The sequence below is a fragment of the Halomonas sp. EF61 genome (assembly GCF_040147045.1).
Lineage (GTDB): Bacteria > Pseudomonadota > Gammaproteobacteria > Pseudomonadales > Halomonadaceae > Halomonas > Halomonas litopenaei.
On the sequence record NZ_JAMSHM010000004.1, the window covers coordinates 512,836 to 527,806 of the forward strand.

The 14,971-nt window shown below is 65.9% G+C and carries 12 protein-coding genes; 10 read left to right on the top strand and 2 right to left on the bottom strand.

Translation table 11 applies throughout. The annotated features are described in order from the left end of the window. Window positions 1–211: 211 nt before the first annotated feature. Both NFI08_RS21785 and NFI08_RS21790 read left to right on the top strand, forming a co-directional pair. On the top strand, window positions 212–1,630 hold the full coding sequence (locus tag NFI08_RS21785; protein ID WP_348826869.1) for a DUF1800 domain-containing protein: 1,419 nt from the start codon (window positions 212–214) through the stop codon (window positions 1,628–1,630). A gap of 33 nt (window positions 1,631–1,663) precedes the next feature. Beyond that, the gene (locus NFI08_RS21790) at window positions 1,664–2,803 is read left to right on the top strand and encodes a DUF1501 domain-containing protein (protein WP_349591462.1); all 1,140 of its coding nucleotides are present in this window, start codon (window positions 1,664–1,666) and stop codon (window positions 2,801–2,803) included. Window positions 2,804–2,890: 87 nt separating this feature from the next. Here the strand turns inward: NFI08_RS21790 and zigA are convergent, their stop codons facing one another. Beyond that, the gene (zigA, locus tag NFI08_RS21795; protein ID WP_213231499.1) at window positions 2,891–4,114 is read right to left on the bottom strand and encodes a zinc metallochaperone GTPase ZigA; all 1,224 of its coding nucleotides are present in this window, start codon (window positions 4,112–4,114) and stop codon (window positions 2,891–2,893) included. A 115-nt stretch (window positions 4,115–4,229) separates the two neighbouring features. Between zigA and NFI08_RS21800 the strand changes: the two genes are divergently transcribed. Beyond that, the gene (locus tag NFI08_RS21800) at window positions 4,230–4,919 is read left to right on the top strand and encodes a DUF1826 domain-containing protein (RefSeq protein ID WP_083970379.1); all 690 of its coding nucleotides are present in this window, start codon (window positions 4,230–4,232) and stop codon (window positions 4,917–4,919) included. A 61-nt stretch (window positions 4,920–4,980) separates the two neighbouring features. On the opposite strand, the gene NFI08_RS21805 is transcribed toward NFI08_RS21800, so the two are convergent. Continuing rightward, window positions 4,981–6,252, bottom strand: a complete 1,272-nt coding sequence (locus tag NFI08_RS21805; protein WP_349591463.1) for an NAD(P)/FAD-dependent oxidoreductase — start codon at window positions 6,250–6,252, stop codon at window positions 4,981–4,983. A gap of 153 nt (window positions 6,253–6,405) precedes the next feature. Here NFI08_RS21805 and NFI08_RS21810 point away from each other — a divergent pair, with 153 nt between their 5' ends. The 7 genes from NFI08_RS21810 to NFI08_RS21840 all read left to right on the top strand — a co-directional run bounded on the left by NFI08_RS21810 (window position 6,406) and on the right by NFI08_RS21840 (window position 14,829). Continuing rightward, on the top strand, window positions 6,406–7,857 hold the full coding sequence (locus NFI08_RS21810; RefSeq protein ID WP_349591464.1) for an NAD-dependent succinate-semialdehyde dehydrogenase: 1,452 nt from the start codon (window positions 6,406–6,408) through the stop codon (window positions 7,855–7,857). Window positions 7,858–8,121: 264 nt separating this feature from the next. Beyond that, the gene (locus NFI08_RS21815) at window positions 8,122–10,305 is read left to right on the top strand and encodes a putative bifunctional diguanylate cyclase/phosphodiesterase (RefSeq protein WP_349591465.1); all 2,184 of its coding nucleotides are present in this window, start codon (window positions 8,122–8,124) and stop codon (window positions 10,303–10,305) included. 106 nt (window positions 10,306–10,411) lie between these two features. Then, window positions 10,412–11,008 carry a sigma-70 family RNA polymerase sigma factor gene (locus NFI08_RS21820; RefSeq protein ID WP_045992553.1) on the top strand — a complete coding sequence of 199 codons (597 nt, stop codon included), beginning with the start codon at window positions 10,412–10,414 and terminating at the stop codon, window positions 11,006–11,008. Further along, the gene (locus tag NFI08_RS21825; RefSeq protein WP_045992552.1) at window positions 11,005–11,763 is read left to right on the top strand and encodes an anti-sigma factor; all 759 of its coding nucleotides are present in this window, start codon (window positions 11,005–11,007) and stop codon (window positions 11,761–11,763) included. The genes NFI08_RS21820 and NFI08_RS21825 overlap by 4 nt, the downstream gene beginning before the upstream one ends. A gap of 335 nt (window positions 11,764–12,098) precedes the next feature. Then, the gene (locus NFI08_RS21830) at window positions 12,099–12,554 is read left to right on the top strand and encodes a DUF7282 domain-containing protein (protein ID WP_045992551.1); all 456 of its coding nucleotides are present in this window, start codon (window positions 12,099–12,101) and stop codon (window positions 12,552–12,554) included. A gap of 272 nt (window positions 12,555–12,826) precedes the next feature. Next, window positions 12,827–13,759, top strand: a complete 933-nt coding sequence (locus tag NFI08_RS21835) for a 4-hydroxyproline epimerase (RefSeq protein ID WP_348814623.1) — start codon at window positions 12,827–12,829, stop codon at window positions 13,757–13,759. A gap of 122 nt (window positions 13,760–13,881) precedes the next feature. Continuing rightward, window positions 13,882–14,829 (top strand): dihydrodipicolinate synthase family protein, encoded by a 948-nt coding sequence (locus NFI08_RS21840; RefSeq protein WP_045992549.1) that lies wholly within the window; start codon window positions 13,882–13,884, stop codon window positions 14,827–14,829. The last annotated feature ends 142 nt before the right edge of the window (window positions 14,830–14,971 follow it).

The window sequence follows — 14,971 nt, forward strand, 5'->3', positions numbered from 1 at the left end:
TATCGAAAATGCACGAAAGGTGCGCCTCAGGCCGGTGCAAACGTAGCCCTGGCCTCGGACCTGGGCCTGCTCGATCATCCCCCCCCGCTCGGCTGAACGCCCCCGCCACCTACCGGCCAAACTGTTGGCGATCCCCGGCGCCTCACCCCAGGGCCGGCCCCCGGCATCCTGCCCCAGGCTTCGTCAGCCATGCCAACAGGAGGCGTCAGCTGTGACAACCACCCTCGTTCAGGCGGAAATCGCCGCCAATCGCTTTGGCCTCGGCGCGGGGCCAGGTGAGCTTGCCGAGATCGCCAAGGACCCCCAGGGCTGGGTGCTGGCGCAGATCGACGAGGCCGAACGAGCGCCACTGATCGATCCTCTCGCCGCGTTGCCATCCACCATCACCTACCTGGAGCGCTTTGATCGCTTCCGCCGAGACCACGCGGCCGCCCGTCGACGCATGAGCGAGGCCCCCGCCAATGACAAGTCCACACAGAGCCTGCCGACCCTGCTCGAGCGTTTTGGCGCGATGAAACAGGCCGAGATCCAGGCCAGGGGGTGCCAGCAGTGTCTGAGTCCGTTTCCGGTACTCGAGCGCTGGGTGATGTTCTGGAGCAACCACTTCACCGTGTCCGCCGACCGCGGCGGCGTACAGTTGCTGCCCGGGGCCTTCGAGCGCGAGGCCATCCGGCCCTATGTGTCGGGTAGCTTTTCGGCCATGTTGCTGGGCGTCGAGCAGCATCCGGCCATGCTGCTCTATCTCGACAATGCAGCGTCGGTGGGCCCCGATTCGCCGCTGGCCAGAAGTGCCAGAGCCTCTGCGGGGCGGCTCGGGCTCAACGAGAACCTGGCGCGGGAAATCCTGGAGCTGCATACCCTCGGCGTCGACGGCCCCTATCAACAGCAGGACGTGATCGAACTGGCCAGGGCCATCACCGGATGGCGGACACGGCTAGAAATGCCGCCATCGACCGAGGCGCCGGCCCTCGGACCCTACGGTAGCCTGTTTCATGGCGCGGCCCATCAAGGCGGCGAGCGAGAACTGCTGGGGCGGCGCTTCGCTGCAGGCGGGGCCAGGCAGGGGCGTGACATGCTGCGCTTTGTGGCCGGCCAGGAGGCCACCGCAACCTTTGTCGCCACCAAGCTTGCCCGTCACTTTGTCGCCGACGACCCACCCGGTGAGCTGGTATCGGCCTTGGCCTCCACCTTCCAGCGCGAGAACGGTCGCCTGTCGACGCTGTTTCGCACCCTGTTCAGCCACCCCCAGGCGTGGCAGCCGCAAGCGCTCAAGTTTCGCCGTCCGCAGGAATATCTCGTCGCGCTCTATCGCGCGCTGGGCAAGGCACCCTCGCCCGATGGCAGTGACTGGGGCCAGCAGCTTCGCCTGCTGGGCCAGCCACCTTTTCTCGCCGGCGCCCCGGCCGGATGGAGCGATGATGCCAACGACTGGATCGGTGCCGACGCCTTGAACAAACGACTGCTGGTGGCCCAGCGCCACGCCGGTGACGCCAGCGGCGAGGCCATGGAGCTGGCCCAGCAGAGCCTGGGCCCTCGCCTGCGTGAAACCACCGCCGTGGCACTCAGTCAGGCGCCCCGCAACCAGGCGCTGGCCATGGTGCTGGCAAGCCCCGAGTTTCAGTGGCGCTGAGCGCCGTCGCGACACCACCCAATGGAATCCGCCATGTTCAACCGACGCGAGTTTCTCAAGGCGCTGGGCGTAGGCACCAGCCTGCTGCTGTGGCCCTCGCTGGCTGCGGCAGACTCCCCGCTCGGCAAGCGCCGCCTGGTCGTCGTGCTGCTGCGCGGTGCCCTCGATGGCCTCGCCGCCGTCCCCTGCGACAGCGACCCCGCCTACCAGCGCTTGCGCGGTAGCCTGGCATCGCAGGAAGGAGTCGTTGCACCACGACTGGACGGGACCTTTTCGCTGCATCCGTCACTGGCCTTCTGCCACCGTCTCTACCAGGCCGGCGACTTCGCTGTGGTTCACGCCTGCGGACTGCCCTATCAGGGACGCTCGCACTTCGACGCCCAGGAGTGCCTGGAAAACGGCACCGCCACCCCCACAGGAAGCCGCACCGGCTGGCTGAACCGTGCGGTGGGCAGCCTCGGCGACACCCAGGGACTGGGCCTCACCTCCTCGCGCCCGTTGTTGATCCGTGGGCCGGCCCCCTTCGCCACCTGGTCGCCGTCGGCGCACGGCACCACCCTGCCGTCACTGGCCCAACGGGTCGCTGCGCTCTATCGACAGGATCCCCGGCTGGGCCCGGTGTTCGAGCGCGCCCTGGCGATGCAGCAGATGGCCCCCACCGATATCGACAGCGGTGGCCTCCTGAAGGACACCCTGGCGGCGGCAGCACAGTTCCTGGCCGCCGCGGATGGCCCCCAGATCGCCATGGTGGAAGACGACGGCTGGGACACCCACGCTCGCCAGAATGCGGTGCTGTCACGCAAGCTTGAACAGCTGGATAGCGGGCTTGCGGCGCTGCACGGCAAGCTCGGCGAGCGCTGGCAGCACACCGCCGTAGTGGTCATCACCGAGTTTGGCCGCACGGTGGCCGTCAACGGCACCGGCGGCACCGATCATGGCACCGCCAGCTGCATCCTGCTGGCCGGTGGCGCCATCCGAGGGGGGCGCGTCCACGGCCAGTGGCCGGGGCTCGCCCGGTTGCGTGACGACCGTGATCTGATCGCCGCCCAGGACACCCGCGCCGTCCTCAAGGGTGTGCTGCGCGACCACCTTGGCCTCGATCTCGATCCCCTGGCCGAGCAGGTCTTTCCCGACAGCCGGCAGGTGGGCCCTCTAGCTGGCCTGATTGGCTGAGCGGTTGGCCTGATCGGACAGCCTGGGCTGACTCACTGAGCCGGCTGGCCTGGGCTGACTCACTGAGCCAGCGTCGTTAGCCTGGTTTTACCAGGCTGGGAAAGGGTCATCCGAGTCGACCCAGGCGTCCATACCGAGGGCCAGCTCCGATTCGCTCAGCAGGCACTCATCCAGCGCCTGACGAATGCGCTGCTCCGCCAGGTTCTGGCCGATGAACACCAGTTCCTGGCGCATGTCACCGAAGGGCTCCTGCCATTTGGCCAGAATCGCCTCGCGATACTCCGGGTCCTCGGGCCACTGCTCCTCAGGTACCGCCCGCCAGAAGCGACCCGCCAGGCCGTGGTGAGCGATGCCTCCCGCCTGACTCCACTGACCGGCGAACTGAGGACGGCTGGCAAGCCAGAAGAACCCCTTGGAGCGCAGCAAGGTGCCACCGAACCAGTCGCCATGCAGCAGTTCATGAAACCTGCGCGGGTGGAAGGGGCGGCGCGCCTCATAGGCAAAACTCGAGATACCGTACTCCTCGGTTTCCGGCACATGCTCACCGCGCAGCTCCTTGAGCCAGCCCGGCGCCCGCTGGGCCCGCTCGAAGCTGAAGCGTCCGGTATCCAGCACCCGCGACAGCGCCACCTCGCCCTGGACCATGTGGACGATATCGGCCTCGGGATTGAGGGCGCGCAGCACCGCCTCGACCTCCGCCAGTTGCTGCGCCGAGATCAGGTCGCACTTGCTGATCGCCAGCACATCGCAGAACTCGATCTGGTCCACCAGCAGGTCGGCGACATTGCGCTCATCGTCCTCGCCCAGCGACTCCCCTGCCTCCTTGAGGGAGCGGGCTTCAGCGTACTGGCTCAGAAAATTGGCGCCATCGACCACGGTGACCAGGGTATCGAGTCTGGCGATCTCGGACAGGCACTGACCGTCCTCATCGGCGAAGGTAAAGGTCTCCGCCACCGGCAGGGGTTCAGAGATGCCGGTGGATTCGATCACCAGGCTGTCGAAGCGCCCCTCCTCGGCCAGCCTGCGGACCTCGATCAACAGGTCCTCGCGCAGGGTGCAGCAGATACAGCCGTTGCTCATCTCCACCAGGCGCTCTTCGGCGCGGTTCAGCGTGACCCCGTCCTCCAGCTCGTCTGATGCCCCTGGCCCACCGCGCACCAGGGCGGCGTCGATATTGACCTCGCTCATGTCATTGACGATGACCGCGACCCGACGCCCCTGGCGATTGGCCAGAAGGTGATTCAGCAAGGTGGTCTTGCCGGCTCCCAGAAAGCCTGACAGTACCGTGACCGGCAACCTGGCATCATTCATGAACCTGTTCTCCCGATGTGCGCTCGCAAAGGAAAGCCCCTCGCGGCACGAGGCGCTTTCCTTGTTTCAAATGTTACGTTATAACATTGTAAACACATCTCATGGAGACGCCAAGATGCCGCTGTCCAGCTCACCGTCCACCTGCGTCGACGGAGACGCCCCGACCGCGTCTTGCGAGGCGCAGCCAAGTGTCCACTGGGCCCAGGGTATCGATGCCTCGATCCTGCCGCGCATCTTCGAGCAAGGCATCACCATCGCGGTGATGCAGCGCGCGCTGTCCCCCAGCCTGGAACGCAGCATCCAGGCACAGTGCGATACCAAGCGTCGCTGGAGCTTCCAGTGGCTGGGAGTTCCCGACGCCGCCATGAAGCGCGAACTCCGGCGCAGCATGCCCGCCCCGGAGCAAGCCTGCCCCCTGTTAGACGACGTCGTGCTGTTGACCCAGGCCATGGCGATGCTGTTCGACACCGACACTCTGGGAATACGGCTGCGCCTGCTGGACAGCGCCATGTGTCCACGCTTTCACTGCGACAAGTTGCCGGTGCGACTGGTCACCAGCTATCGGGGGCCGGGCAGCGAATGGCTGCCCGAGTCTGCGGTCAATCGCGCCGGGCTCGGCGCACCCTCGCCGGACAAGCCCGAGACGCTTCGCCAGGCCCATGCCATTCAGCGGCTGGGCACCGGCGACCTGGCACTGTTGAAGGGAGACGGCTGGAGCGGCAACGAGGGCCGCGGACTGGTACACCGCAGCCCGGCGCAGCAGGCAGGGGAGACGCGCCTTTTGTTGACCATCGATCCGAGCTGAGTCGAGCGGCCGCCGACGCTTTGCCAGGGGCGTGGCGGCCGCCTGCGCACGCAACGCGTGGTCAGTGGATCTTGAGGCGTGGCCCGACCGAGCGGCCGAGGACGTCGCTCAGCGCCTCGGCGGTACCCTTGAGTGGCCCCAGCAGGATGAACTGGTGCTGGCGCTGCAGCCCCTGGTAGGCCGCCCGCGCGAGTCGCCCGCGCAACTGGACGTCGTCGGCGAACCAGCCTTTCACTTCGCCGACGCTGCCGGCCTCACCCAGCGACAGCAGGGTACCCTTGTCCTCGTAGACGAAGGGCGCCGGCGTTTCCCCCGCGAGAAAACGCGGCAACTCCTTGGCCAGATGTTCTGCCTGCTCGCTGGCCGCCTGGGCGGTGGGCGGTGCGGGCTCGTCGTCGATAACCGAGCAGTCACCCAGCGCAAAGACGTGATCACTGTCGACACTCTGCAGGGTCGGCTTCACCCGCCACTGGCGCTTCTTGTTGGTCGCCAGCGCGTCGATCGAATCGGCCACCGGCGGCCCCACGCGACCAGCCGCCCAGATGGTCAGGTCCGCCGGAAACTCGTCGCCGCCATTGGTGGTCAGTCGGTCGCGATCGACGCGACTGACCTGTTGTTCGGTATGAATGTCGATGCCGACATTCAAAAGGCGCTTGCGGATGGACTGGCGCACCTCATCCTCCATGCCCGGCATGAAGGTATCGGTCGCCTCCAGCAGGGTCACCTTGACCCTGGGCTGGCACTCTCGTGGGGCCACACTCGAGGCCCGCGCCTCGGTGGCCAGCAGTCCCGCCAGTTCCACCCCGGTGGCCCCTGAACCGACGATGGCGATATGGAAGGGATCACTGCGCTGCCCGGCGCGATGTGCCAGCAGACCCGTCGAGAAGCGCTCGAACAGTCGCTCGGCGTCGGCCTCGCTGTCGAGCATCAGGGCATGCTCGAGCACGCCCTCCACGCCCATGTCCGGGGTCACCCCGCCAATCGCCAGCACCACCGCCTGGTAGCCGATGCAGCGACCGGGCACCCTCACCCGACCGTCGTCTTCGTGCCACTCGGCCAGGGTCAGGGTACGCGCCTCGGGATCGATGTCCGCGAGTTCACCGCGCTCGAAGCCAAACCCCCAGTGCTCGGCGAGCCCTGCGTAGTCCAGCTCATCGACCTCGCCACGCCGAAAACCGGCGGCAAGCTCATGCAACCGCGGTTTCCACACATGGGTGGCGCTACGATCGATCAGCAATACGTCCTTGTGGCCTGCCTTGGCCAGCCGGATGGCAAGCTCGAGGCCGCCGGCACCACCACCTACGATCACCACGCCTTCACTGCGAACGTTCATGGGACCTCCTGTCATCGCCCCTGCGGGGGATCCACAGGGACGTCCGGTGTCGATTCGTCCCCACCCTACCACTCCGAGCCCGGCTTGAGGACATGCTCGTTGCAGCGTAGTTTGGGGAGGTCGGAAACGGAACTTCTTCAGGAGATTGCCCCTATGCACACCCCTGAGAACCAGCTGATGATAGACCATGCCTATCTTGGCGGACGTTGGGTCGAGGCCAGTGACGGCAAGACCCGGGAGGTCGAAGACCCGGCCACCGAAAAGACCATCGGCAAGGTGCCCCAGCTGACCGAGGACCAGTTGGGCGAAGCCATCGACGCCGCCAGCCAGGCCTTCGAGCGCTGGCGTGACACCCCCGCCCTGGAGCGCGCCGACGCGCTGATGGCCTGGTACCAGGCGATGCAGGACAACGCCGAGGCGCTGGCCCGCCTGATGACCCTGGAGCAAGGCAAGCCCCTGGCCGAGGCCCGCGGCGAGGTCGATTACGCCGCCAGCTTCCTGCGCTGGTTTGCCGGCCAGGCGCGACGCATCGCCGGTGATACCCTGGCCTCGGATGACCCCGACATCTCGCTTGGCACGCTGCGCCAGCCGGTCGGCGTGGTGGCCATCATTACCCCCTGGAACTTCCCGCTGGCGATGATTACCCGCAAGGTCGGGGCCGCGCTGGCGGCGGGCTGCACCACCCTGGTCAATCCAGCAAGCCAGACCCCTTTCTGCGCACTTGCCCTGGCCAGACTGGCCGAACAGGCCGGGCTGAACCGGGGCGAATTCAACGTCCTCACCTGCCCCGGCAAGCGCTTTTCCGAAAAGGTCTGTGACGACAATCGCGTTCGCGCGCTGTCGTTCACTGGCTCCACCGAGGTCGGCCGGACGCTGCTGGCTCAGGCCGCCGACACGGTCAAGCGCAGCGCCATGGAGCTGGGTGGCAACGCCCCTTTCATCGTCTGCGAGGACGCCGACCTGGACGCCGCCGTGGAAGGCGCCATCGCCGCCCGCTTCCAGACCAGCGGACAGGACTGCGTGGCGGCCAACCGCCTGTTCGTCCACCGTTCTCTCTACGATACCTTCATCGAGCGCTTCACCCAGCGCATGAATGACATGCCGGTGGGCAACGGCTTCGATGAGGACATCGAGATCGGCCCGCTGATCAACCGCGACGCGGTGGCCAAGGCCCGCGAACTGGTAGAGGACGCCAGATCCCGGGGGGCGCGCGTGCTCGGTCGCGGCCAGGGCCAGGCCCCAGGGCCACGCTTCTTCATGCCGACCCTGGTGGCCGGCTTCACCGATGATATGCGCATCGCCAGTGAAGAATCCTTCGCGCCCCTCGCCCCGGTGCGCGCCTTCGACAGCGATGACGAGGCCATCGCCGCTGCCAACGACACGGTCTACGGTCTGGCCGCCTACGTCTATGCCAAGGACCAGCAGCGCATCCGTCGCTACCAGCAACGTCTGGAAGTCGGCATGGTGGGTACCAACACCATGGATATCACCGGGCCCCAGGTCCCCTTTGGCGGCGTCAAGCAGTCCGGCCTCGGTCGTGAAGGCGGCCTCGAGGGCATGGAGGAATACCTCGAGACCAAGTACCTGTGCACCGCCCATGGCTAGCGTGTACACACCCTGAGTCCCCCGGGAGAAGCGCAGCCTTCTCCCGGGGAGCACGGTTATCTCCTGCGACCCCGTCCCGCCGAGGATACCCGGCAGGGCCTGCGGCGCCCCCACCGACCCACAGATCCCCCCTCCAGACTCCGTCAGAAACTTAAGAAAAGCTGGCTTTTCAGGAGATTGCCTCACCTCCTGCACAAGGCTGAGGGTAAAGTGAATGCGACACCTGGCCGATACTAATACTTTACTCTCAAGGATCTCACCTGCATGGACCACTCGCTTGCGTCCTACAACCCGGCACTGGTCGCCCTGAGCCTTGGCATCGCCGCCATCGCTTCGCTCACTGCCCTCGATCTCGCCGGACGCGTCAGAGCGAGCCAGGGCCTTGCCCGCCACCTGTGGCTTGCCGGCGGTGCCTTCGCCATGGGCACCGGCATCTGGTCGATGCACTTCGTCGGCATGCTGGCCATGGACCCCGACTCGCACTTCGCCTACGGGATCCCCCTTACCCTGGCGTCCCTGCTGGCGAGCCTTCTCGCTTCCGCCTTGGCACTGGCAACAGTGCAGTCAGGCCACCTCACCGGTCCTCGACTGGCCGTCGGCGCGCTGATCATGGGTAGCGGCGTCTGCCTGATGCACTACATCGGTATGGAGGCCATGCTGTCGGTAGACAGCCTGCGCTACCGACCGGACCTGTTTGCCCTATCCGTAGTCATCGCCGTGCTGGCCTCGGCGGTCGCCCTCAGCCTGGCCTTTCGACTCAACCCGGTGGGGGGACGCTCCCCGCTGTGGCAACGTGGCCTGGCCTCGCTGGTCATGGCCGCAGGCATTTCGGGCATGCACTACACCGGCATGGCCGCCACCAGCTACCGCACCCTGAGCTACTCGGCCTCGGCCCCGGGCATAGGCACCGACCAGCTGGCCATCGTGGTGGCGCTGATCGCCACCTGCATCATGCTGGCAGCGTTGATGATGTCGATCTACGACGCCCATCTGTCCTCGCGCAATGCTCAGCTGGCACGTTCGCTACAACAGGCCAATCAGGAGCTCAAGGACCTGGTCCATCATGACGTCCTGACCCAACTGCCCAACCGACTGAAGCTCGAGGAGCACCTCGATGAACTGCTCGAGGACGACATCGATACCTTCGCGGTGTTCTTCGTCGACCTGGACCGCTTCAAGCAGGTCAATGACGGCCTCGGCCACCATGTGGGTGACGAGTTGATCAAGGGCGCGGCCCGACGCCTGCAGATGGCGGTGCGCGACAGCGACCTGGTCGCACGGGTGGGCGGCGACGAATTCATGGTGGTCACCCATCAGGTTGCCAGGCGCGGCGACGCTGAAGCGCTGGCCCAGCGCATCGTCAGTTCGCTGGACAAGCCCTTCCAGATCGGCAACAGCATGGTCAAGGTCTCCACCAGCCTGGGCATCAGCCTTTACCCCGACCACGGGCGCAGCAAGCATGCCCTGATGGTCCACGCCGACGCCGCCATGTATCGCGCCAAGCAGCAGGGACGCAACAACTTCCAGTTCTTCGCCTTGGACATGACCTCCGAGGCGGACCGTCGCAGTACCCTCGAGCGACGCCTGACCCAGGCCATCGAGGAGGATCGCCTGAGCCTGGCCTATCAACCGAAGATCCGCGTCGACAGCGGTGAGGTCTCTGGCGTCGAAGCGCTGCTGCGGTGGCACGATGAGGAACTCGGCCAGGTCACTCCTGACGAGATCATTCCCGTCGCCGAAGACTGTGGCCTGATCCTTCCCCTGGGCGCATGGGTGCTACGCACCGCCTGCCGGTTTTCGAGCGAGTGGCTCAAGGAGTCCGGCGAGCCATTGCCGGTGGCGGTCAACATCTCGGCCATTCAGCTCAATCATCGCGGCTTCGTGGCCACCATCGAGGCTGCGCTTGCCGAATCGGAGCTTCCCCCTCACCTGCTGGAACTCGAACTGACCGAAAGCACCCTGGTACAGAACCCTGATCGCGCCCTGGAAGTACTGAGTACCCTGCGCAACATGGGTGTGCTGCTGTCCATCGATGATTTCGGCACCGGCTATTCCAACTTGACCCAGTTGAAGTATCTGCCCGTGGACCGTCTGAAGATCGACCGCACCTTCATGCAAGGCGTGGTCGATTGCGAACAGGACGCGGCCATCGTCCAGGCGGTGATCTCGCTGGCCAGGTGCCTGGGGCTTCATATCATCGCAGAAGGTGTCGAGAGCGAAGAACAGCTGGCCTTTATCCGCCAGCTGCAGGGCCACGAGTACCAGGGCTACCTGTTCAGCAAACCGGTCCCGGCCGAAGAGCTCAAGGCACTGTTGGCCAAGGGTCACCTCGTGGCAGCGGCCGCAGCGGAACCCCGACACGTCACCCGGGATACGCCGGTGCGCGAGGCCCGCCTATCCGGGCTCGAGCCTGAAGGCAGACCTTCCCACCCCACTGGCATCGTCTAAACGGCAGCCCGATACCGTCGATACAGGCTGCTTGACCTTGCCGGTCAGGCAGCGTCACCCTTCAGCCACCACGACAACAACACTCCGCAGCTCAGAGATCGCCGCCATGTCCAATGCCTTTCGCGCCCCGCCCCCGGCGCACCAGGAATCCCCGCCGCTGTCCTCCCCGGAGCGGCTGGTTCATCTGCTGTCCAGAGTCGCCGACAAGGACCGGGAGGCCTTCGCCGAGTTGTACGAGGCCAGCGTGGCGAAACTCTTCGGCACGGTGTTACGTATCTTGAAGCAGCAGGCCTGGGCCAACGATGTCATCCAGGAGGTCTACGTGACCATCTGGCAGAAGGCCGGACGCTTCGAGAGCGAGCGCGCCTCCGCCATCACCTGGATGGTGACCATCGCCCGCAATGCGGCCATCGACGAGCTACGCAAGGCACCGACACGGCCCACCGAGAGCGACAGTATCCTCGAGAACTGGGTCGCCGAGACGCCCTCCGCCTACGATCAGCGTCACCAGGACGAGACGTCGACACAGCTGACGTTGTGCCTTGATGAACTGGAAGAGAGCCGGCAGCAAATGGTGCGCCTGGCCTATCTGGAGGGCTGGTCGCGGGCCGAACTGGCAAGCCACTTCGACCAGCCGGTCAATACCGTCAAGACCTGGCTGCATCGTGCACTGAAACAACTCAAGGGGTGCCTGGGATCATGAGCGACCGCGACGACAAGGACATGCTGGCCGCCGAGTTCGTGCTGGGCACCCTGGATCGTGACGAGCGCGACAGGGTGCGCCGCCAGCGTCAACACGACAGCGAACTCGAGCAGCGTATCGGTGAATGGGAGAGCCGACTGGCGCCTCTGGCCGACGAGATCCAGGACCTCACCCCGGGCCCGGACCTGTTGCCGCTTATCCAGCAACGCATCAAGGCCATCGAGGACGCCGCGCGTGGCGATACGGCGCCCAACGCCCCCCCGAGCACCGCCAGCGTCACGCCGCTGCACCGCCGCCTGGCCTTCTGGAAGGCCGCCACCGGCCTGTCCAGCGCCGCGGCGGTCATCCTGGCGGCGGTGCTGCTGGCACAGCCGTCGCCGTCCACCAGTGAGTCCAACTTTGTGGCGGTGTTCCAGCAGGACGATCGCCAGCCCGCCTTCATGCTCAGCGTCAACCTGGAGCAGCGCCGCCTGCATGTCCGCCCGGTCAGCGCCGAACCTCTGCCCGACCGCTCCTATCAACTTTGGATCAAGCATGATGATCTGGGCTCCGCTCCCCGGTCCGTCGGTGTACTCGACGATGACCTGAGCCTCGACCAGGCCGCCCTGCGCGACTACGAACCTGAATTGCTGAAGCATGCCACCTTTGGCATCAGCGTCGAGCCTCCGGGTGGCTCGCCCACCGGCCAGCCTACCGGCCCCGCTATCCACGGCTACCTGTACCCCACCGAGCCCAGCGGCGGCCAGCGTCTCTGAGAATTTCAGTCCTCACTGAAACCTTTTCGCCTCCCCTGCGTAGCTAGTCGATGACCCCGCCACCGGCAACGGCCGATGGCGGGGTCATCGTGGCGGGCGTGGGTTTCGACACCCTCGAGGCGTACGCCCCGCACCACGACTTCCCTGCTTGGCCACTCGTTCGAGTGGCCTTTTTTATCTGGACGTCGGCTCTCGCCTTGGCGTCAGGGCACAACATTTTTTTCGATGACCTGAAACCCACCGTGGCATCGGCACGTAGCTGTTATCAACTCGGCAGCCATCCTGTCGTGGAGCACCTTCGGCAAGCCAATCAGCAACACCAGGAGACCATCACCATGTTCAAGCCATTGGCAGCACGTACCCTCATCACCTCAGCCCTCCTCGTCGGCGCGGCCACCCTGGCCACCGGCGCCCAGGCCGCCCACCATGGAGAGATGGACGAAGCCGGCCATCTCGGCGTCTGGGCCGAAGATCAGTCGGTGGAGAGCGGCACCGTCACCGCCGATCGCATCGTCGCCGAGAACAACGGTTGGCTGGTCGTCCACCGTACCGACGAAAGCCACAAACCAGGGCGCGTTGTCGGTCACGCCCCGCTCAAGGCCGGTGAGAACACCGATATCGCGGCCATCCTGACTGAAGAGGTCAGCAGCGGCGAACATCTGATGCTGATGCTCCACGGCGAGGACGGCGGCATGCAGACCGGCATCTTCGAATACACCCTGGGCGCCAGCGAAGACGGCCCGGTCAAGGTCGACGGCAACCTGGTGATGAGCGTGATCACCGCTCAATGACACCAGCCCCCTCCTTTTGACGACTTGGCGAGGGCCCTGCCCCTCGCCTTTTTTGTGCCTGCTGCTCGCCCTTCGTACCCCACCGCTGTCCTTCCGCGCCGGCCTCCCGGTCTTTCCTGTGCCTGCCGCTCTTCCTGCTCGCGCCAGCCCCCGCAAAGAATCCTCTTTGATGACTTCACAACGCTCTTGAAGATTGTATAAAATATAAAACCTGATCAACGACGCCCAGATGATCGTCGATCACCACAACCGACAACAAACCGGGGTACTCCATGCAACGCGTACACGTCATCGATTCCCACAGCGCCGGCGAGCCCACGCGCCTGGTCATGGACGGCTTTCCGACGCTTGCCGGCGCCACCATGACCGAGAAACGCGACTGTCTGCGCGACCGACACGACCACTGGCGCCGCGCGGTGATGCTGGAACCCCGCGGCCACGACGTGCTGGTCGGCGCACTCTACTGTGAGCCGGTATCTCCGGACGCAACCTGCGGGGTGATCTTCTTCAACAACGCCGGCTACCTGGGCATGTGCGGTCACGGCACCATCGGCCTGGTCGCCTCGCTGCATCACCTGGGCCACCTCAGCCCCGGCGACCACCGCATCGACACGCCGGTGGGCCAGGTCGAGGCGACCTTGCATGCCGACGGTGCCGTGACCGTACGCAACGTCCCCTCCTACCGCTACCGCCGGCAGGTCGCGGTGGAAGTGCCCGGCCACGGCATGGTCCATGGCGACATTGCCTGGGGCGGCAACTGGTTCTTTCTGGTCAGCGACCATGGCCAGCGCATCGCCCTGAACAATGTGGAGACCTTGACCGGCTATACCTGGGCCATTCGTCAGGCGCTTGCAGGCCAGGGCTTCACCGGCGATGACGGTGGCGAAATCGACCACATCGAGCTGTTCGCCGATGACGACGAGGCCGACAGCCGCAACTTCGTGCTGTGCCCCGGCAAGGCCTACGACCGATCCCCCTGCGGTACCGGCACCAGCGCCAAGCTGGCGTGCCTGGCCGCCGACGGCAAGCTCGCTCCCGGCGAACGCTGGCGCCAGGCCAGCGTCTGCGGCGGCCTGTTCGAGGCGAGCTATGAATGGCAGGGCGATCAGATTCGCCCCAGCATCACCGGACGCGCCTTCATGAGCGCCGACAGCACCCTGCTGATCGACGAGCAAGACCCCTTCGCCTGGGGCATCGGCGGCTGAAGCCCCAGCGGCTGGCGCCCCAGTACCCGACGACGGCCATTGACGTTTTTACCCACCGGCGGCTGCCCAAGAAGGGCGGCGCCTCCCTGACCCCGTGACACCGTCCCACTCAAGGACCCGACATGAACGACAATATCTTCACCGGCTGCATCCCCGCCCTGATGACCCCGTGCACCAAGGACCGCCAGCCCGACTTCGACGCCCTGGTCGCCAAGGGCCGTGAACTGATCGAGGCCGGCATGAGCGGCGTGGTCTACTGTGGCTCCATGGGCGACTGGCCGCTGCTGACCGAGGCCCAGCGCCAGGAAGGCGTCGCCCGCCTGGTGGAAGCCGGCATCCCCACCATCGTCGGCACCGGCGCGGTCAATTCCCGCGAAGCGGTATCCCACGCTGCCCACGCCGCCAAGGTCGGCGCCCATGGACTCATGGTGATTCCTCGGGTGCTGTCTCGCGGCACCTCGGTGACCGCCCAGAAGGCACACTTCGCCGCGATCCTGGACGCCGCGCCGGACCTCCCCGCGGTCATCTACAACAGCCCCTACTATGGCTTTGCCACCCGCGCCGACCTGTTCTTCGAATTGCGTCGCCAGCATCCCAACCTGATCGGCTTCAAGGAATTCGGTGGCGCCGATGACCTGCGCTACGCCGCCGAGCACATCACCTCCCAGGATGATCAGGTCACCCTGATGGTCGGCGTCGACACCACCGTCTTCCATGGCTTCGTCAACTGCGGCGCCACCGGCGCCATCACCGGCATCGGTAACGCCCTGCCCCACGAGGTGCTGACGCTGGTGGCCCTCAGCAAGAAGGCTGCCAAGGGCGATGTCGAGGCCCGCCGCCGGGCCCAGGAACTCGAGCAGGCCCTGGGGGTGCTGTCCTCCTTCGATGAAGGTGCCGACCTGGTGCTCTACTACAAGCACCTGATGGTGCTCAACGGTGACGAAGAGTATCGCCTGCACTTCAACGAGAGCGACGCCCTCAGTGATGCCCAGCGTCGCTACGTCGAGACCCAGTACGACCTCTTCCGCACCTGGTACGCCGGCTGGTCAGCCTCGCTCGACCTGTCCTGAAGCCCGATATGTCCTGAAACCACCGGGGAGGCTCGCTCGACGCCGGGCCTCCTGTTGTTTTCGGCATGGGCGACAGGGGCGTTGGCACAACCCCCCTTTCGCCCATGCTGCTTCCCGCACTTCCCCCTCGACAGGAGAGTCA

What these genes read in the sequence shown, in the direction of transcription:
- NFI08_RS21790 (WP_349591462.1), top strand. Translation starts at nt 1,664, where the DNA reads ATGTTCAACCGACGCGAGTTTCTCAAGGCGCTGGGCGTAGGCACCAGC.
- zigA (WP_213231499.1), bottom strand. Translation starts at nt 4,114, where the DNA reads ATGAATGATGCCAGGTTGCCGGTCACGGTACTGTCAGGCTTTCTGGGA.
- NFI08_RS21800 (WP_083970379.1), top strand. Translation starts at nt 4,230, where the DNA reads ATGCCGCTGTCCAGCTCACCGTCCACCTGCGTCGACGGAGACGCCCCG.
- NFI08_RS21805 (WP_349591463.1), bottom strand. Translation starts at nt 6,252, where the DNA reads ATGAACGTTCGCAGTGAAGGCGTGGTGATCGTAGGTGGTGGTGCCGGC.
- NFI08_RS21810 (WP_349591464.1), top strand. Translation starts at nt 6,406, where the DNA reads ATGCACACCCCTGAGAACCAGCTGATGATAGACCATGCCTATCTTGGC.
- NFI08_RS21815 (WP_349591465.1), top strand. Translation starts at nt 8,122, where the DNA reads ATGGACCACTCGCTTGCGTCCTACAACCCGGCACTGGTCGCCCTGAGC.
- NFI08_RS21820 (WP_045992553.1), top strand. Translation starts at nt 10,412, where the DNA reads ATGTCCAATGCCTTTCGCGCCCCGCCCCCGGCGCACCAGGAATCCCCG.
- NFI08_RS21825 (WP_045992552.1), top strand. Translation starts at nt 11,005, where the DNA reads ATGAGCGACCGCGACGACAAGGACATGCTGGCCGCCGAGTTCGTGCTG.
- NFI08_RS21830 (WP_045992551.1), top strand. Translation starts at nt 12,099, where the DNA reads ATGTTCAAGCCATTGGCAGCACGTACCCTCATCACCTCAGCCCTCCTC.
- NFI08_RS21835 (WP_348814623.1), top strand. Translation starts at nt 12,827, where the DNA reads ATGCAACGCGTACACGTCATCGATTCCCACAGCGCCGGCGAGCCCACG.
- NFI08_RS21840 (WP_045992549.1), top strand. Translation starts at nt 13,882, where the DNA reads ATGAACGACAATATCTTCACCGGCTGCATCCCCGCCCTGATGACCCCG.